The organism is Streptococcus sp. HMSC072D05, from assembly GCF_001815805.1.
Classification (GTDB): Bacteria; Bacillota; Bacilli; order Lactobacillales; family Streptococcaceae; genus Streptococcus.
This window is the reverse complement of the sequence record NZ_KV822038.1, coordinates 105,082-122,215: the sequence shown is the minus strand read 5'-3', so window position 1 is coordinate 122,215 and position 17,134 is coordinate 105,082. Positions and strand designations below refer to the sequence as shown.

Annotated in this window: 17 protein-coding genes and 2 pseudogenes; 8 read left to right on the top strand and 11 right to left on the bottom strand. The window is 39.4% G+C overall.

The window, feature by feature from the left end:
• Nucleotides 1–63 precede the first annotated feature (63 nt).
• From HMPREF3057_RS06410 to HMPREF3057_RS06390, 5 genes are all read right to left on the bottom strand, one after another.
• A complete protein-coding gene (locus tag HMPREF3057_RS06410) occupies nt 64–333 on the bottom strand; it encodes a YlbG family protein (RefSeq protein WP_000462101.1) in 270 nt (89 codons plus the stop codon).
• A 78-nt stretch (nt 334–411) separates the two neighbouring features.
• The gene (gene clpP, locus HMPREF3057_RS06405) at nt 412–1,002 is read right to left on the bottom strand and encodes an ATP-dependent Clp protease proteolytic subunit ClpP (protein ID WP_000613467.1); all 591 of its coding nucleotides are present in this window, start codon (nt 1,000–1,002) and stop codon (nt 412–414) included.
• A gap of 179 nt (nt 1,003–1,181) precedes the next feature.
• Nucleotides 1,182–1,811 carry a uracil phosphoribosyltransferase gene (gene upp / locus HMPREF3057_RS06400; protein ID WP_000515974.1) on the bottom strand — a complete coding sequence of 210 codons (630 nt, stop codon included), beginning with the start codon at nt 1,809–1,811 and terminating at the stop codon, nt 1,182–1,184.
• An 88-nt stretch (nt 1,812–1,899) separates the two neighbouring features.
• Complete coding sequence (locus tag HMPREF3057_RS06395) at nt 1,900–2,367, bottom strand: deoxycytidylate deaminase (protein WP_000136990.1); 468 nt, start codon at nt 2,365–2,367, stop codon at nt 1,900–1,902.
• A gap of 18 nt (nt 2,368–2,385) precedes the next feature.
• Nucleotides 2,386–2,943, bottom strand: coding sequence for a TetR/AcrR family transcriptional regulator (locus tag HMPREF3057_RS06390; RefSeq protein ID WP_070696931.1), 558 nt, complete (start codon nt 2,941–2,943; stop codon nt 2,386–2,388).
• Nucleotides 2,944–3,067: 124 nt separating this feature from the next.
• Between HMPREF3057_RS06390 and HMPREF3057_RS06385 the strand changes: the two genes are divergently transcribed.
• The 6 genes and pseudogenes from HMPREF3057_RS06385 to HMPREF3057_RS06365 form a co-directional block, all read left to right on the top strand.
• Nucleotides 3,068–3,913 carry a DegV family protein gene (locus tag HMPREF3057_RS06385; RefSeq protein WP_070696929.1) on the top strand — a complete coding sequence of 282 codons (846 nt, stop codon included), beginning with the start codon at nt 3,068–3,070 and terminating at the stop codon, nt 3,911–3,913.
• 57 nt (nt 3,914–3,970) lie between these two features.
• Nucleotides 3,971–5,146 (top strand): aminoacetone oxidase, encoded by a 1,176-nt coding sequence (locus tag HMPREF3057_RS06380; protein ID WP_070697394.1) that lies wholly within the window; start codon nt 3,971–3,973, stop codon nt 5,144–5,146.
• A 19-nt stretch (nt 5,147–5,165) separates the two neighbouring features.
• Nucleotides 5,166–5,273: pseudogene (locus tag HMPREF3057_RS10590) on the top strand (DNA mismatch repair protein MutT); the annotation flags it as partial.
• Between the two features lie 184 nt (nt 5,274–5,457).
• Nucleotides 5,458–6,768: an AAA family ATPase gene (locus HMPREF3057_RS06375; RefSeq protein ID WP_070696927.1), complete on the top strand. Its 1,311-nt coding sequence runs from the start codon at nt 5,458–5,460 to the stop codon at nt 6,766–6,768.
• A gap of 6 nt (nt 6,769–6,774) precedes the next feature.
• Complete coding sequence (locus HMPREF3057_RS06370) at nt 6,775–7,410, top strand: RloB family protein (RefSeq protein ID WP_070696925.1); 636 nt, start codon at nt 6,775–6,777, stop codon at nt 7,408–7,410.
• Between the two features lie 47 nt (nt 7,411–7,457).
• Nucleotides 7,458–7,814, top strand: a pseudogene (locus HMPREF3057_RS06365) (8-oxo-dGTP diphosphatase); the annotation flags it as partial.
• A 28-nt stretch (nt 7,815–7,842) separates the two neighbouring features.
• Here the strand turns inward: HMPREF3057_RS06365 and HMPREF3057_RS06360 are convergent.
• The gene (locus tag HMPREF3057_RS06360; protein ID WP_070696923.1) at nt 7,843–8,583 is read right to left on the bottom strand and encodes a MerR family transcriptional regulator; all 741 of its coding nucleotides are present in this window, start codon (nt 8,581–8,583) and stop codon (nt 7,843–7,845) included.
• Nucleotides 8,584–8,835: 252 nt separating this feature from the next.
• Between HMPREF3057_RS06360 and HMPREF3057_RS06355 the strand changes: the two genes are divergently transcribed.
• On the top strand, nt 8,836–10,176 hold the full coding sequence (locus HMPREF3057_RS06355) for a sodium-dependent transporter (protein WP_070697392.1): 1,341 nt from the start codon (nt 8,836–8,838) through the stop codon (nt 10,174–10,176).
• Nucleotides 10,177–10,216: 40 nt separating this feature from the next.
• Here the strand turns inward: HMPREF3057_RS06355 and manA are convergent, their stop codons facing one another.
• Both manA and HMPREF3057_RS06345 read right to left on the bottom strand, forming a co-directional pair.
• Nucleotides 10,217–11,161 (bottom strand): mannose-6-phosphate isomerase, class I, encoded by a 945-nt coding sequence (gene manA, locus HMPREF3057_RS06350; RefSeq protein WP_070696921.1) that lies wholly within the window; start codon nt 11,159–11,161, stop codon nt 10,217–10,219.
• 256 nt (nt 11,162–11,417) lie between these two features.
• Nucleotides 11,418–11,678: a SemiSWEET family transporter gene (locus HMPREF3057_RS06345; protein WP_001291471.1), complete on the bottom strand. Its 261-nt coding sequence runs from the start codon at nt 11,676–11,678 to the stop codon at nt 11,418–11,420.
• Nucleotides 11,679–12,004: 326 nt separating this feature from the next.
• On the opposite strand from HMPREF3057_RS06345, the gene HMPREF3057_RS06340 reads away from it, so the two are divergent.
• A complete protein-coding gene (locus HMPREF3057_RS06340) occupies nt 12,005–12,349 on the top strand; it encodes a lipopolysaccharide assembly protein LapA domain-containing protein (protein WP_000913393.1) in 345 nt (114 codons plus the stop codon).
• A 165-nt stretch (nt 12,350–12,514) separates the two neighbouring features.
• Here the strand turns inward: HMPREF3057_RS06340 and HMPREF3057_RS06335 are convergent, their stop codons facing one another.
• From HMPREF3057_RS06335 to HMPREF3057_RS06325, 3 genes are all read right to left on the bottom strand, one after another.
• Complete coding sequence (locus HMPREF3057_RS06335) at nt 12,515–12,862, bottom strand: VOC family protein (RefSeq protein ID WP_001052638.1); 348 nt, start codon at nt 12,860–12,862, stop codon at nt 12,515–12,517.
• Between the two features lie 58 nt (nt 12,863–12,920).
• A complete protein-coding gene (gene spxB / locus HMPREF3057_RS06330) occupies nt 12,921–14,696 on the bottom strand; it encodes a pyruvate oxidase (protein WP_000191819.1) in 1,776 nt (591 codons plus the stop codon).
• A 213-nt stretch (nt 14,697–14,909) separates the two neighbouring features.
• Nucleotides 14,910–17,132, bottom strand: a complete 2,223-nt coding sequence (locus HMPREF3057_RS06325) for a heavy metal translocating P-type ATPase (RefSeq protein WP_070696919.1) — start codon at nt 17,130–17,132, stop codon at nt 14,910–14,912.
• Between the last annotated feature and the right edge of the window lie 2 nt (nt 17,133–17,134).

The following is a 17,134-nucleotide window of genomic DNA, read 5'->3' as shown; positions in this document are numbered from 1 at the left end:
AAAAATTGTATGTTAAGAATATACCGAATTATCAGAAAATTGTCAATGTATTTGTTTAATTTTTTAAATGATAACGTTTTCTTCAGTCCGATAGAGATTCCCAACGAAGGGAGTTTCTAGCTCTTGAATATGGCAACGTCTAATTTTCTTGATATATCTTTCCTTACCTAATCTCTCAACCAAGTCATCTAGCTCCTCAGTTGGAACATAGAGCTGCAAGTAACGATGTTTTTTGGAATGGTAACAGATATCACCGTATTCCTGAATTTTTTTTGCATCTCGATTATAGTAGAGATAGATGATTAATCCTGATCGATTTGTTTTTTCAAACATGAGGAATCCTCTTTCTAAGAAATCTTCTCCTATTATATCAAAAAAAGCAAACTCCGTCGAGTTTGCTTTCTAGGTTGTTCAGCTTAACGAATTATTGGCCATGATTTCATCAATAAAGCCATATTCAAGTGTTTCTTGGGCACTCATCCAGTAATCACGTTCCGCATCTGCATGAATTTGCTCGACTGATTTACCAGAGTTATCTGCAAGGATTTGCTCCAAAGTCTTACGAGTTTTGAGCAAGTGCTCTGCAGCAATTGCCATATCTGTCTGTTGGGTACCACCACCTGTACCACCCATTGGTTGGTGAATCATGTACTCTGCATTTGGAAGCATGAAACGTTTGCCTTTTGCGCCACTTGATGCAATGACAGTCCCCATGGATGCAGCCATCCCCATAACGATAGTTTGGACATCTGCCTTGATAAAGTTCATGGTATCAACGATTGCCAAACCAGCTGAAACAGAGCCTCCAGGTGTGTTGACATAAAGATAAATATCTTTTGTACTGTCTTGGGCATCCAAGAAGAGCAACTGAGCAATAACGGAGTTGGCCATGTTGTCTTCAACTGGACCTGTTAGCATGATGATGCGGTCTTTCAGAAGACGAGAGTAAATATCATAGGAACGTTCTCCACGGCTTGTTTGTTCAATAACTACAGGAATCATTCATTTCTCCTTTTATGTTTTATGTTGAATTTTCTTAGTCTTACGACTCAATACAAAACTATTATATCTTTTTGGTCAAAAAAGGTCAAATTTTTGCTCTATTCTCTAAACAGAAACAAAAACTCAACCTCCTTTCAAGTCAAAAACGAACTTCTAGTTTCACTATTTACTTTGGGATTTTATTTAGTACCGAACAAGCGGTCTCCAGCATCTCCAAGACCTGGAACGATATAACCGTGTTCGTTCAAGCGTTCATCCAAAGCTGCTGTAAAGATCTCTACATCTGGGTGTGCTTCTTGAAGAGCTTTCACACCTTCTGGAGCAGATACTAGGCAGACAAACTTGATATTTGAAGCGCCTCGTTTTTTAAGGGAATCTACTGCCAAGATTGCTGAGCCACCTGTTGCCAACATTGGATCAACGACAAAGATTTGACGTTGGTCAATATCCTCAGGCAATTTCACCAAGTATTCAACTGGTTGAAGGGTTTCTTCATCACGGTACATACCGATGTGTCCAACTTTGGCTGCTGGAACCAAGCTCAAGAGGCCATCTACCATCCCGATACCTGCACGCAAGATTGGGACAATCGCCAATTTTTTACCAGCCAATTGTTTTTGAACGGTCTTTGTGATAGGTGTTTCAATTTCAACGTCTTCAAGTGGAAGATCACGAAGTACTTCATATCCCATCAACATTGCAATCTCATCTACTAGCTCACGAAAAGCTTTTGTAGAAGTGTCTGTACGACGCAAGATTGACAATTTGTGTTGAATGAGTGGATGATTAATGACTTCAATTTTTCCCATTTTCTGAGTTCCTTCTTTCAATTTATTCTTCTTATTATATCAAAAAACGGTTTAAAAAGCTTTCTAAACCATTTATTTTTATTAATTTTTAAATCAAATCTGCCTCTTGAAGAGCTGTCTGAACAGTCTCTAATGGTAAATGGGTTAACTCGGTGCCTTTTTCATGATAAAGGTACTGGGCATAGTCATCCATTCGGTACTGGTTGATATAAACCACGCGCTTGCAACCAACTTGTAGCAGTTGTTTGGTGCAGTTCAGACAAGGGAAATGGGTCACATAGGCTGTAAATCCTCTGGGAACCCCTCGCTCAGCCCCTTGGAGAATAGCATTAACCTCGGCGTGAAGGGTTCGAACACAGTGACCTTCAATGACCAGACATTCGTGGTCAATACAGTGTTCCGTTCCTGATACGGAACCATTGTAGCCTGTTGAAATGACTTTATTGTCCTTAACGAGGACAGCTCCCACTTTTGCACGTTTGCAGGTCGAACGATTGGCAATCAGTAAGGCCTGGGCTGCAAAGTACTCATCCCAAGCCAGTCTTTTTTCTGTCATAAGTCTTCTCCTTATCCTCTATTTTTTGAAAAATGGCAAGCGTAAATCTGCAATCTTTTCAGCTGGAACCTTCATGCCATCCTTGATCCATTTGAGCAGAACCGATACGATGGCAGAGCTCCAAAAGGAATGAAGGTAGCTGCTAACGCCTTTTGATTTTCCGTGATATTTTTCTAGAAATTCCTGCATGGCTTGGACAAAAATCTTTTCCAAATGGTAGTCCAGAGCAAGTTGAATAACCTTGGCTTCTTTCTTGGCTGCGCGGAAAAGGTGTACCCAGACTAGATAAAGGTCTGTTTTAACATCGTAATGGCTCAACTGTTCCATAATGTTATGGACACTGCGTTTAAAGACACTTTCCAAAATCTCTTCTTTGGAGTCATAGTTACGATAGAAGGCAGCACGAGAGACGCCCGCCCGTTTGACCAGCTCCGAAATACTGATCTTGGCCAAGTTTTTTTTCTCTAGAAGTTGCAAAAGAGCCGTCTCGATTGCTTCTCTGGTTAAAAAATTGGATTCTTGATTTGATTTTCTGAGATTTTCAAGAGATTTTTCAGATATTTTACGTTCAGACATAACAATTTCTTTCTACTTGTGACAACAGAGAGGTGGTACTTTTGTTTCAAGGGCTTTCATGATATAATTGTAAAAAAAGACAGAACCTTTGTCAATGTATAAGTGACAAAGATGGAGAATTTCTATGACTTGGAAGATTGTAGCTGACTCTGGTTGTGATTATCGTCAACTGGCAACTCCTGCTATTGATACTGAATTTGTTAATGTTCCTTTAACCATTCAAGTAGCCGATCAGGTCTTTATCGATGATGCCAGTCTCGACATTGACCATATGATGAAAACCATGTATGCGACTTCTGAGGCTTCAAAATCGGCTTGTCCTAGCCCTGATGATTACTTGCGTGCATTTGAAGATGCTAAGCATATCTTTGTCGTTACTATCACTGGTACTCTTTCAGGTAGCCATAATAGTGCACAGCTCGCTAGAAATATTTACCTTGAAGAACACCCTGACACTCAGATTCATGTAATCGATACATTGTCTGCAGGTGGTGAGGTTGACTTGATTGTCGAGAAAATCAATAGTTTGATTGATCAAGGACTTTCTTTTGAGGAAATTGTTGAAGCTATTACAGCCTATCAAGAAAAAACGAAGTTGCTCTTTGTTCTTGCTAAAGTTGATAACTTGGTCAAAAATGGCCGTTTGAGTAAGCTTATCGGTACAGTCGTTGGCCTTCTCAACATCCGTATGGTTGGGGAAGCAAGTGAAACTGGAACCTTAGAACTACTCCAAAAAGCGCGTGGACCAAAAAAATCCCTTCAAGCAGCCTATGAAGAACTCATCAAAGCTGGCTATGCTGGTGGCCGTATCGTCATGGCTCATCGCAGCAATGAAAAATTCTGTCAGCAATTGTCAGAACGCTTACTAGAAACCTTCCCACAAGCCAATATCAAAATCATCCCGACGTCTGGTCTCTGCAGTTTCTATGCAGAAGATGGCGGTTTGTTGATGGGATATGAAATTAACTAAGATTATGAGCAACAAGAGATGCCAAGCATCTCTTGTTTTTTGTGGTACAATAGAGCTATGAAACATTTTGATACTATTGTTATCGGTGGTGGGCCTGCAGGCATGATGGCTACAATTTCCAGTAGCTTTTATGGTCAGAAAACTCTTCTCATCGAAAAAAATCGGAAACTTGGGAAAAAATTAGCTGGAACTGGCGGTGGTCGTTGCAATGTGACTAATAACGGAAGCTTAGATGACCTATTAGCTGGCATCCCTGGAAATGGGCGCTTTCTATATAGTGTCTTCTCCCAGTTCAATAACCACGATATCATCAATTTTTTTACGGAAAATGGAGTCAAACTTAAGGTCGAAGACCACGGACGCGTCTTTCCTGCTAGTGACAAGTCTCGGACTATTATCGAAGCCTTGGAAAAGAAAATCACTGAACTCGGTGGTCAAGTTGCTACTCAAACGGAGATTGTTTCGGTTAAAAAGATAGACGACCAGTTTGTCCTCAAGTCCGCAGACCAAAGCTTCACTTGTGATAAACTCATTGTCACAACTGGTGGAAAATCCTATCCTTCTACTGGCTCGACTGGTTTCGGTCACGAGATTGCCCGTCATTTCAAACATACCATTACCGAGCTTGAAGCTGCTGAAAGTCCTTTATTGACAGATTTCCCCCATAAGGCCTTGCAGGGAATTTCACTGGACGATGTGACCCTAAGCTACGGCAAGCATGTCATCACCCACGATCTGCTCTTTACTCACTTTGGTTTGTCAGGACCTGCTGCCCTACGTATGTCTAGCTTTGTCAAGGGCGGAGAGGTTCTTTCACTCGATGTCTTACCTCAACTTTCTGAGAGCGACTTGGTAGCATTTCTAGAGGAAAATCGGGAAAAATTCTTGAAAAATGCTTTAAAAACTTTGCTTCCAGAACGCTTGGCAGAATTTCTTGTGCAAAGCTATCCTGAAAAAGTCAAACAACTGACTGAAAAGGAACGCGAACAACTTGTCCAATCTGTCAAGGCTCTCAAAATTCCTGTCACTGGTAAAATGTCATTGGCCAAGTCCTTTGTCACCAAAGGCGGTGTCAGTCTCAAGGAAATCAATCCCAAAACTCTGGAAAGTAAGCTAGTCCGTGGACTCCACTTTGCTGGCGAGGTACTAGATATCAATGCCCATACGGGGGGCTTTAACATTACTTCTGCCCTCTGCACCGGCTGGGTGGCAGGAAGTCTGCATTATGATTAAAAATCAAAGGTTATGAAGAATGAATAGAAGAGAAACAGTTGAATTCGTCAATATGTGTATGATTCAAAATGGAGACAAGGTCCTGGTCCAAGACCGAATTAATCCTGACTGGCCTGGTATTTCTTTCCTGGTGGGAGGTGCTATAAATTTTTAAAAAATCATAGCTTCTTCCATTGATAACGATACATAAAATTGTCAAGCATAGCTTAAAAACTATTACAAAATAAATTTCGAATTAATCATATAGAATGCTACTATTTTTTTTTTAAAAATGTTACAATAATAGCGAGAAAAAATCTCGGAGGTTGAATATGCTAATAGAATTTAAAGCAAAGAATTTTACATCTTTCAAAAATGAAGTGACATTTAGTATGGTATCTTCAGAAAAATTACAGGAATTATTAAATAACCGAATTGAAATTGAAACAGATTTCCATTTATTAAAATCTGCTAGTATTTTTGGAGCAAATGCCAGTGGAAAGACTAATTTATTGCACGCTTTAGGATTTATTATTGCCTTTCTTCAACGTTCAATGTTAGATTCTCAAGAAGGTAAACGAAATTTTAAAAATTTGACATTTTCTTTAGATAATTCGAGCAAAGATAGTCCTACAGAATTTGAAATTTCCTTTCTTTTGAAAAAAAAAATTGTAACGTATAATTTTTCTCTTTTTCAAGGAGATGTAACATCAGAAAGTTTAGTTATAGATGATGACCTAATTTTTGAAAGAAATTCAGATAAGATTCTAGACTACTCCTCTGATATCTTTAAGACTGAAGAAGAGTTAAATTTAAAGTTTAGCCTAACAAATTCTAATTCACTATTTTTAACTGTTCTTTCTGTAACAAATACAAAAATAGCAGAAGATATTATTGAATATCTTACAGAAAATATTAATTTTTTATCTGGTGATGGAAAGAATACTAAAATCACTAAAAATGCAATTAAAGAAAATAAAGGCTATAAATCAAAGGTACTAGATTTACTCAAGGTTGTTGATTTCAATATTACTGATTTGGATATCAAACAACACAAATTTGAAATAAAACCTTTTGGTGACTCCGATGCAGAAATCCCTATAGAGATTGTTGAAAAAGCACGAGAAGAAGCACGAAACGAAGCGACTCGCCTGTTATCAAAGCATAATATTTATGATTCAGAAGGAATGATTGTTGATAGCAAGCTATTTGATGTAGAAGGATTTGAATCTAGCGGAACTCGAGTATTCTTAAGTTTAGCAGGTCCAATTATTAACGTAATAGAAAAAGGAGGAATTTTAGTAATTGATGAAGCAGATGCATTATTACATCCTCTAGTTACTAAATATTTAATTGAACTCTTTAATGATATTGAAAACACTCATTCTCAATTAATTATCACAAGCCATAATTCAAATATTCTTGATCAGGAATTATTAAGAAGAGATCAAATCTGGTTTGTAGAAAAAGATGAACTTGAGATTAGTCATTTGACTGCTCTTTCAGAATATAAATTTAATGGTTCCGTTGTTCGTAGTGATGAAAGATATGCGAAAAACTATTTAAAAGGTAAATACGGAGCTATTCCTTATATTAGAAATGATATGATTCATGAAATTTTCAAAGCTAATTCAGGAGATTGATTTGTTATGGGTAAGAAAGATTTTTCAAGAGATAGCAAAACTGATACAAAAGAACAATTACCGATAATTTTGATTGTATGCGAAGGAGAAAGAACAGAACCAAATTATTTTGATCAATTTGAAGTAACAAATATAACAATAGATCCAAGGGGAATTGGAGATAATACTGTAAGGCTTGTAGAATATGCCATCAAGGAATCAAAAACAAATGATTATGATCAAGTTTGGTGTGTATTTGATAAAGACAGTTTTCCAAATCAAAATTTCAATAGGGCAGTGGAATTGGCAAAAAATGAGAATTTCGGAATTGCTTATAGCAATGAATCTTTCGAACTTTGGTATATTCTACATTTTGAATTTTTAAATTCTCAGATTACTCGTGATCAATACATTAAAAAATTAAATAATATCTTTAAATCTAAAAAAGATGAAGGTTTCCCAGATTCTTACGAAAAGAAGGACCCTAACATTTACAGAATTTTAAAACCCTATCAACATGTAGCTCTAAAAAATGCCAAAAATTTATCCAAAGATTATGAAAGTGAATTAATTCCTTCATCCGCAACACAATGTCCTGTGACTTATGTATATAAATTAGTTGAAGAGTTAAATAAATGGATTCCATCACATCGACTTGATTAACAAAATACAAAATTTGAATTAAATTTTAAAAATTCTACTATGTTAGCGTTACCTTTCCTGGTGGTCATGTTGAACGTGGCGAATCCTTTGTCGATGCTGTCATTCGTGAAGTGAAAGAAGAAACTGGTCTGACCATTTCCAAACCCCAACTCTGTGGTATCAAAGATTGGTATGATGATGAGGATTACCGTTATGTTGTCCTTTTTTACAAGACAGAACACTTTACTGGTGAACTCCAATCTTCAGACGAAGGAAGAGTCTGGTGGGAGGATTTTGACAATCTATTTCGTCTAAAACTCGCAACCAATGATATGTCTAATATGCTTCGTGTTTTTTTGGAAGATGATCTCAGTGAATTCTTTTACTACAAAGACGGTGACGACTGGCTTTATGATTTGAAGTAAAAAATAGGCTAGGAAATTCCTAGCCTATTTATTCTGCATTTGTCTGAACGTAAGCAGCAATAACATCTGATGTGTACTGGGCTGTTCCAGCTCCAAATTTGTCAATGTTTTCCTTAAACTCTGGGTTGTAGACGTAGCCTTTACCGATATGACCGAATACCTCAATAGAGCAGTCAAATCCATAAGTACGAAGGGCTTGCAAGAGTTTGGCTGCTTCTTCTTGGTTTTCGGCCGCTGTTGCAGCTAGTCCATTTTGAAGGTTTTGTGCCAAGGCTTGAAAAACTTGGTTGAAGGCGGCTGTGGCCTCTTCTTCGCGACCTTTTTGGCGTTCAAGCGCTTGACCCATGACTTCTTGACCATATTTCTCTACCGCTTCTTGGTGGTATTTTTGATGGTCTTGGTAGTTAAATCCAGCAAATTTCTCTTGAATACTCATTTCTCTTTCTCCTTTTTGTTCTTGAATGGTTTTTTGCAAGGTGGAAATCAAGGTATCTAGATGTTGCCTTTCTCGAGTTAGATAGTCCAACTGCCTGGTCAAATGGGGCAATAAATCTGTCCTTTCTTCCTTTAACAGCTCTGCTATTTTTTCTAAAGAAAAACCTAGATATTTGTAATACAGAATAACCTGAAGGCGTTCCAAATCCTCCTGACTGTAGGTTCGATAGCCGTTTTCCGACTTTAAGGGAACCAAGAGCCCTATCTTATCGTAATGGTGCAGAGTCTTGACAGAGACACCTGAAAGCTGCGCAGCTTCTTTTATATGGTACATGATTTCCTCCTTACAAGAAATAGTATAACCCCTCCCCTTAGGTCAGAGTCAAGCGTTTTTGCGAAAAATTTTTAACTTTTTGAGAAAGGTGTGAAAACTTGAAAATGGTTTTCTTGACAGACCTTAGAAAACATGATAGGATAGTCAAGTCTATCAATCAAACAGAAGGCTCATAGAGAGCCATTGAGAGAAGGCTATTTGACCACTCAAGTAGCCTTTTCTTATTTAAAAAACGAGATTGGAGTTTCAACTATGTCAGAAAAATCGCAATGGGGCTCGAAACTAGGCTTTATACTAGCATCTGCTGGTTCAGCTATCGGACTTGGAGCCGTTTGGAAGTTTCCCTACATGACTGCTGCTAATGGCGGTGGGGGCTTTTTACTAGTCTTTCTCATTTCCACTATTTTAATCGGTTTCCCGCTCCTGCTGGCTGAATTTGCCCTTGGCCGTAGTGCTGGCGTTTCCGCTATCAAAACCTTTGGAAAACTTGGCAACAATAACAAGTACAACTTTATCGGTTGGATTGGTGCCTTTGCCCTCTTTATCCTACTCTCCTTTTACAGTGTTATCGGAGGATGGATTTTAGTCTATCTAGGTATTGAGTTTGGGAAATTATTCCAGCTTGGCGGTACGGGTGATTATGCTCAGTTATTTACTTCAATCATTTCAAATCCAGCCATTGCCCTAGGAGCTCAAGCAGCCTTTATCTTATTGAATACCTTTATTGTATCACGTGGGGTTCAAAAAGGGATTGAAAGAGCCTCGAAAGTCATGATGCCGCTGCTCTTTATCATCTTTGTCGTCATCATCGGGCGCTCTCTCAGCTTGCCAAATGCTATGGAAGGCGTTCTCTACTTCCTCAAACCAGACTTTTCAAAACTAACTAGCACTGGTCTCCTCTATGCTCTGGGTCAATCTTTCTTTGCCCTCTCACTAGGGGTGACAGCTATGCTGACCTATGCATCCTACTTGGACAAGAAAAACAATCTGGTCCAGTCAGGGATTTCCATCGTAGCCATGAATATCTCGGTATCCATCATGGCAGGTCTAGCCATTTTCCCAGCCATGTCAGCCTTCAATATTCAGTCTGAAGGGGGACCAAGCCTGCTCTTTATCGTCTTGCCTCAACTCTTTGACAAGATGCCTTTTGGAACTATTTTCTACATCCTTTTCCTCTTGCTTTTCCTCTTTGCGACGGTCACTTCTTCTGTCGTGATGCTGGAAATCAATGTGGGCAATATCACCAATCAGGACAACAGCAAGCGTGCTAAATGGAGTGCTATTTTAGGAATCTTGACCTTTGTCTTTGGAATTCCTTCAGCCCTTTCTTACGGTGTTATGGCGGATGTTCACATCTTTGGGAAGACCTTCTTTGATGCTATGGACTTCTTGGTTTCCAATCTCCTCATGCCATTTGGAGCTCTCTGTCTGTCACTTTTTACTGGCTATATCTTTAAAAAGGCCCTTGCCATGGAGGAACTTCATCTTGATGAAAGAGCATGGAAACAAGGACTTTTCCAAGTCTGGCTTTTCCTCCTTCGTTTCATCATTCCTATTATCATCATTGTGATTTTTATCGCCCAATTTATGTAATCAAAAAGGACTTGAGTAGTGAACTCAGGCCCTTTCTTTTTTATGGATGACTAACAATCAATTCCAAGCCTTGCCCTTCTAGGGTCCAAGCTTCAACATCACTTGGTAGGATAAAGTGGCTACCTTTTTGGATTGGATAGTTTTTCCCGTCAACAGTCAGTTGACCCTGACCAGATAAGACACTGAACAGGCTGTAGTCAGCTGTCTTTTCAAAGTCAACTTTCCCAGTAATTTCCCACTTGTAAACTGCGAAGAACTCGCTGGAAACGAGGAGTGTAGAACGCAGGTCATCTGCTTTGACAGTGACAGGTCGGCTATTGGCAGGTTCTCCAATGTTTAAAACATCGATGGATTTTTCAAGATGAAGTTCACGCAAGTTGCCCTTGTTATCCTTGCGATCAAAGTCATAGACACGGTAGGTAGTGTCACTAGACTGCTGGGTTTCAAGAATCAAGATACCTGCACCGATAGCGTGCATGGTACCACTTGGCACATAGAAGAAATCTCCAGCCTTAACTGGCACTTTTGTCAGTAAGGCATCCCAGTTCTTGTCCTCAATTTGCTGACGGAGTTCTTCTTTTGACTTGGCATTGTGACCATAGATAATCTCTGAACCTTCGTCTGCTGCGATGATATACCAGCATTCTGTTTTTCCAAGTTCGCCTTCATGCTCTAGTCCATAGGCATCGTCTGGGTGAACTTGGACGCTGAGCCAGTCATTGGCATCGAGAATTTTAGTTAAGAGAGGAAATACTGGTTCTGGACGGTTGCCAAACAACTCACGGTGTTCCGCATACAAAGTAGCAAGGTCTGTTCCCTCGTAGCGTCCATTGGCTACCTTAGAAACTCCATTTGGGTGGGCTGAGATAGCCCAGTATTCCCCGATTTTTTCACTTGGAATGTCGTAACCAAACTCATCACGTAGCTTGGTCCCACCCCAGATTTTTTCTTGCATAACTGATTGTAAAAATAATGGTTCTGACATGTCGATCTCCTGTCTGATTTTTCTCCCCTCATTATAGCAAAAAAAGAGTTCGAATTGAACTCTTTTTTCTATTTTATAAAGTAGGGAGAAGATTTTGTAAAAATAGTAACGAAACAATCTCTTACTTGATGGAGGAACCCCTAAAGCAGCAATCAGAAAGCTCGCTGTCAACGGCTATTCTCCTCAACTCTCATTAGACTTTCTTTACTTGAGAATCTATTTTTATGTACAAAAAAGACTGAAACCAGTCTTCTTTTTAAATCAAAGCTGTGATAGCCGTTACCAGACCAAAAATAATACCTGGTGCATTAGCTGCTGCAAGGGGGATATCTCTTTCTTTTTTGAAAAGACCGTAGTAAACCCAGAGACTACAGTTGATGGCAGCAACCAAGGGCTGGATGAAATTTCCTTTTTGACCAGCCAGATTGTTCATGATTTGTGGGAAGTAAGACACATACATCATAACAGACATAAAGGTCGCTACCCAACCTAAAATTTTCATTTGTTTTTCAGACATTTTCAAAACCTCTTTCATTTTTACTGAATCTTATTTTAAAATATTCTTTCAAAACAATCAAGTCTTTAAAACTTTTGTTATAAAGATATAAACTATCACAATCTTGTTATAAGAAAGAGGGAACAGAAAAAAGACCGAATTGCTCCGTTCTGTTTACTCAATCAAATATTAGAAAATGAATACTCCTTTTCAATGAATCGATTGATTGATGGTAAATAAGCCGTTAGAAATTATTGACAGTATCGAAATTTTCTAGTAAAATGAATTTTGTTAATACCTAAATGGTGTGTAGTTTTCTATCAACATAGTCAGGAGAAAAGGAACTTATGCTAAAAAAATTTAATGAATTGTCACTGAAAGATAAGGCTTATCTAATTGGCGGTTTGAGCTTATTAGTCATTGTGATCTCATTTGGTCTACTCAATCGTCAAACAGTAACTGTCAGTCTTGTCTTTACACAACTATCTGCTCCCTTGATTTTGGTGATTTTTACTTGTCTAGTAATCGGGATCATTGCTGGTAGTGCTATTGGTATTAGCTATCACCATAACAAGACTCAAGATCTGAGAAGCCGCATTGCTGAAGCAGAAGCGACTATCAATATAAAAGACAGGGAGCTTGTCCAGTACGAGGAACAGGTGCAACAATTAAAACAGGAAGCCAAACAATAAGTGTAGAAATCATAACCACCCGTGAAAACGGGTGGTTTTTTGTCTCGCACCTAACGGAGCGAGACGGACTGAAAGTCGCATAAATACAAAAAAGATCGAATTGCTCCGATCTTTTTAAGTTTCACTCCAAGAATGTTTAGATAAAAAATTTGATAATAGAATTACCTACTTCATACGATAAAAATCAATCACTAGACCAGCAGGCCCTTTAACTAATAAGGACTCTGTTCCCCAATCGGTTACAGTTGGTCCGTTTAAAACCTGGATACCAAGTTCTTTCAACCGTTGGTAATTCTGGTCTACATCCTCAACCTCGATATGAAGAATGATTCCTGACTGAAAATCTTCCAAAGGAATCAAATGATTTTGGGACAACATCAGACAGTGACTGCCAATCGTAAACTGAGCAAAACTGTCATCAACATAATCGGGCTTTTTATCCAAAATACGCTCCAAGTCAGCACAGACTTGGGGAACATCTGAAACGATAATATCTAATTGATTTAAATTCATTTACTATCCTCCAGAAAAAGACCGGATTGCTCCGATCTTTTTAAGTTCCACGAAGGAATTATTTAATTGCGCGTGATTGCAATCCTTCTTCTTCCAAGAAGAGGCGGAATGGTACGAGTTCTTCTGCTTCGTATTTTTCCTTGAAGTCTTTGATTGCTTCTTCTGAGTGAAGTTTTGGATCCAATTCAAGTACTTCTACTGGAAGTGGACGGTGTGGAGTGATGCGAGCATCGATCACAACAGTTTTACCTTCTTTGTTGAGTTTAACAGCTTCTGCAACAACTGCATCGATGTCTTCGATACGGTCAACTGTAAATCCTACAGCACCTTGAGCTTCAGCGATTTTCGCATAGTCAGCATTAGGGAAGTCACAACCAAACAAGTGTTTGTTTGTGTCTTCGTATTTGTCCTTGATGAAGGCATATTTACCATTTGAGAAGACAACGTTGATAACTGGAAGGTCGTATTGAACGTTTGTGATAACGTCTGGGTAGCACATGTTGAATGCACCGTCACCCATGATGTTCCATACTTGGCGATCTGGATTGTCTTTCTTAGCAGCGATACCACCAGGAAGGGCAATACCCATTGTCGCAAAGAGTGGAGATGTACGCCACATGTTCTTAGGTGTCATGTGAAGGTGACGAGTAGATGTTTGAGTAGTGTCACCTACGTCGATTGAGTAGATAGCGTCTTGATCAGCATGTTTGTTGATTGCATTGTAAACTTGATACAATTGCAATTCACCCTCAGTTTTACCTTCGATTTTGTTCATGTAATCACGCCAGTTTTGGTTGTTCTTAACGTTTGCACGCCACCATGGAGTAGATTCAACTGGGTTCACTTTGTCAAGGATAGCTTTAGCTGCTTGACCTGCATCACCAAGGATTGAAGCGTCTAGGGCATGACGTTTACCAAGTTTGTAAGGGTCGATATCCACTTGGATGAATTTTTCAGTATTCTTGAATGCTTGGTAAACTTCAGCAAATGGGAAGTTTGAACCAAGGAAAAGAACTGTGTCTGCTTCAAAGACCACTTCGTTGGCTGGCTTCCAACCAACACGGTAAGCAGAACCTGTCAAACCTTCATAGTTCCATTCAAAGGCTTCAAAGTTTTTACCAGTTGTGATGATTGGTGCTTTGATTTTACGTGACAATTCAGTAATCACTTCACCAGCTTTAACACCACCGTAACCAGCATAGATAACTGGACGTTCAGCATTGTTCAAGATTTCAACAGCTTTGTCGATTTCAACTTCGTTCAAGGCAGGAGCGATGAATGAACGTTCGTACGAACCTGAACCGTAGTATGAGTTTTCATCGATTTCTTGGAAACCGAAGTTTACTGGGATTTCAACAACAGCTGGACCTTTTTTAGAAACTGCAGCACGGCAAGCTTCGTCAATTACTTTTGGTAATTGCTCAGCGTATGCTACACGTTTGTTGTAGACAGCGATACCGTTGTACATTGGGTTTTGGTTCAATTCTTGGAAGGCATCCATGTTGAGTTCGTTAACAGGACGTGATCCAAGGATAGCAAGGAATGGAGTGTTATCCATAGCTGCATCGTAAACACCGTTAATCAAGTGAGTCGCACCTGGACCACCTGAACCAACTGCAACCCCGATTGAGCCGCCGAATTTAGCTTGCATAACCGCTGCAAGAGCACCTGTTTCTTCGTGGCGAACTTGCAAGAAGCGGATATCTTTGTCTTCAGCCAAAGCGTCCATCAATGAGCTGAGTGTTCCTGATGGGATACCGTAGATTGTGTCTACGCCCCATGTTTTCAATACGTTGAGCATTGCTGCAGATGCAGTAATTTTCCCTTGAGTCATAATGATAACTCTCCTTCAAATATTTTTAAAACTTGATAAATCCGTTTTCATATACTAATTGGAAACGTTTCAGCAAATTTTTACTCTACTACTTTACCACATTTGTTTTGGGTCTCCTAAGAATGTGCTCAGAAGTTTTTATTCTCTATTACAGTACAGTTTGAAAACGTTTTTAGAATCTGTTTTATAATAAAAAGCGAGCAAGCCCGCTTCTTAGTCTATCTTAGTAACGTTTAGCATGAGTGAACTAATCAAAACAGATACAGAACTAAAAGCCATGGCTAGACCAGCCAGTTCTGGGTTGAGCACCAAACCAATACCTGAAAAGACTCCTGCTGCAATCGGAATACCAATGAGGTTATAGATAGAAGCCCAGAAAAGATTGAGTAGAATACGATTAAAGGTCTTCTTACTCATATCAAAAGCACGTGCCAATCCTAGTAAATTGTTGGTTGTAAGGACAAGATCTGCTGATTCAATGGCAATATCTGTCCCAGAGCCCATGGCAATTCCGACATCCGCTACACTGAGGGCCGGCGCATCATTGATACCATCTCCAACAAAGGCCAATTTCCCATTCTTTTGAAGCTTGTGAATTTCATGTGCCTTTTCCTCTGGCAAGACATTTGCGATTACTTCTTCGATACCAATTTGTTCTGCAATCGCATGGGCTACTCCAGCATTATCTCCAGTAAGCATGACCGTTCTAAGACCACGTTTTTTCAATTTAGCAATAGCTTCTTTGGCATTTTCCTTAGGGACATCCTGCAAGGCAATTAAGCCTTTTAACTGACCATCCACGGATAGGAAGACAACTGTTTTTGCTTCTTTCTCAAGCAAATCAAATCGTTCTTGATAATCATGTGGAATAGCAAGGTCAGCTAAGAGCTTAGCATTCCCCAGCAAGACTTGCTTACCATTAATAATCCCAGTCACACCTTTTCCATGCAAGGCTTGGAAGTTTTCCACTGGGTGAAGGCTAATTCCTAGTTCAGATGCACGATTAACAATAGCTTGAGCTAGCGGGTGTTGAGATACATCTTCCAGTGAAGCAGCCAAACTTAGCACTTCTCCTTCATCTCCGATAACATCTGTCACTACTGGCTTCCCTTCGGTCAAGGTTCCTGTCTTATCAAAAACAACCGTTTGAACTTTTTGGATTTCCTGTAGAACTGTACCATTTTTGAGAAGAATCCCCATCTTGGCACTTCGTCCTGTTCCAACCATGAGTGCTGTTGGTGTCGCAAGTCCAAGAGCACAAGGGCAGGCAATAATCAAGACTGCAACACCATAGAGAAGCGACGTTACAAAACTTTCACCAAGAAAAACAAACCAGATCCAAAAAGTAAGGAGTCCTAAAATGACAACTGCTGGTACGAAAATTCCAGAAATCTTGTCTGTCAAATCTTGAATAGGAGCACGACTGGTTTGAGCTTTCTTCACAAAGTCTACAATCTGAGCCAACATGGTTTCAGAACCTACTTTTTCAGCTCTAAAAATGATCGTACCACTATTATTGATGGTTGAACCAATGACAGCATCTCCAACTGATTTATCGACTGGAATACTTTCCCCAGTTACCATTGATTCATCAATACTAGTTTCTCCTTCTATTACAGTCCCATCAACGGCAATTTTTTCACCTGGTCGAACGCGAATGAGATCCCCAACTTTGACTTGTTCTAGAGGTATTTGAACATAAACATCATCACGCAAAACCTCTGCTGTTTTTGCTTGTAGGTCTAATAATTTTTCGACTGCCTGCGAAGTATTTTTTCGCATTTTTTCCTCAAAAACTGCTCCCAAAAGAATGAAGAAGAGGATAAATGCAGCACTTTCAAAGTAAACGGGCAGACCAGTGAAGAGGGCAACTAAGCTATAGAAATAGGCCACTAGGGTTCCCAGAGCAACCAAGGTATCCATGTTGGAATTGTGCTTTTTAAAACTAGCCCAGGCGCTTCTGATATATGGAACTCCAGCTACCAGCATAATGGGGGTTGTGGCTAAAAAGGTGCCCCAACGCATGACTTGGTGACTAATTCCTCCTGTAGACATACCAATCATGAGAATCACAAGAGGCACAGTAAAGATAGTAGTAATCCAAAAACGTTGTAAAAGTGATAGAGATTTTCGAGTCTTCTCAACTACGGTATAACTCCCCTTTTGCATCTTCATGCCACAAGAAAACTCGTGCTCACCCAAGTCTTGAGGCGTAAAGCGAATAATTTTTTCCTCATCTTGAGCGATTGGTTCTAGAATCCCTTCTTCTTCGAAGAGAACTTCTTTATAACAGTTTGAAGGTGTCACACGGTGAAAAGTAATCTCAGCAGGAATCCCTTTTTGCAGTTGAATGTGGGCTGGATGGTAGCCTTTGTCTGCCGTGATACGGATTTTTTGAATGCCATTTTCTAGGCTTGCTTTCACAATTTCTGTCATAG

Excerpts from the sequence above, each read along its gene's own strand:
- HMPREF3057_RS06410 (WP_000462101.1), bottom strand. The coding sequence starts at position 333 with ATGTTTGAAAAAACAAATCGATCAGGATTAATCATCTATCTCTACTAT.
- clpP (WP_000613467.1), bottom strand. The coding sequence starts at position 1,002 with ATGATTCCTGTAGTTATTGAACAAACAAGCCGTGGAGAACGTTCCTAT.
- upp (WP_000515974.1), bottom strand. The coding sequence starts at position 1,811 with ATGGGAAAAATTGAAGTCATTAATCATCCACTCATTCAACACAAATTG.
- HMPREF3057_RS06395 (WP_000136990.1), bottom strand. The coding sequence starts at position 2,367 with ATGACAGAAAAAAGACTGGCTTGGGATGAGTACTTTGCAGCCCAGGCC.
- HMPREF3057_RS06390 (WP_070696931.1), bottom strand. The coding sequence starts at position 2,943 with ATGTCTGAACGTAAAATATCTGAAAAATCTCTTGAAAATCTCAGAAAA.
- HMPREF3057_RS06385 (WP_070696929.1), top strand. The coding sequence starts at position 3,068 with ATGACTTGGAAGATTGTAGCTGACTCTGGTTGTGATTATCGTCAACTG.
- HMPREF3057_RS06380 (WP_070697394.1), top strand. The coding sequence starts at position 3,971 with ATGAAACATTTTGATACTATTGTTATCGGTGGTGGGCCTGCAGGCATG.
- HMPREF3057_RS06375 (WP_070696927.1), top strand. The coding sequence starts at position 5,458 with ATGCTAATAGAATTTAAAGCAAAGAATTTTACATCTTTCAAAAATGAA.
- HMPREF3057_RS06370 (WP_070696925.1), top strand. The coding sequence starts at position 6,775 with ATGGGTAAGAAAGATTTTTCAAGAGATAGCAAAACTGATACAAAAGAA.
- HMPREF3057_RS06360 (WP_070696923.1), bottom strand. The coding sequence starts at position 8,583 with ATGTACCATATAAAAGAAGCTGCGCAGCTTTCAGGTGTCTCTGTCAAG.
- HMPREF3057_RS06355 (WP_070697392.1), top strand. The coding sequence starts at position 8,836 with ATGTCAGAAAAATCGCAATGGGGCTCGAAACTAGGCTTTATACTAGCA.
- manA (WP_070696921.1), bottom strand. The coding sequence starts at position 11,161 with ATGTCAGAACCATTATTTTTACAATCAGTTATGCAAGAAAAAATCTGG.
- HMPREF3057_RS06345 (WP_001291471.1), bottom strand. The coding sequence starts at position 11,678 with ATGTCTGAAAAACAAATGAAAATTTTAGGTTGGGTAGCGACCTTTATG.
- HMPREF3057_RS06340 (WP_000913393.1), top strand. The coding sequence starts at position 12,005 with ATGCTAAAAAAATTTAATGAATTGTCACTGAAAGATAAGGCTTATCTA.
- HMPREF3057_RS06335 (WP_001052638.1), bottom strand. The coding sequence starts at position 12,862 with ATGAATTTAAATCAATTAGATATTATCGTTTCAGATGTTCCCCAAGTC.
- spxB (WP_000191819.1), bottom strand. The coding sequence starts at position 14,696 with ATGACTCAAGGGAAAATTACTGCATCTGCAGCAATGCTCAACGTATTG.
- HMPREF3057_RS06325 (WP_070696919.1), bottom strand. The coding sequence starts at position 17,132 with ATGACAGAAATTGTGAAAGCAAGCCTAGAAAATGGCATTCAAAAAATC.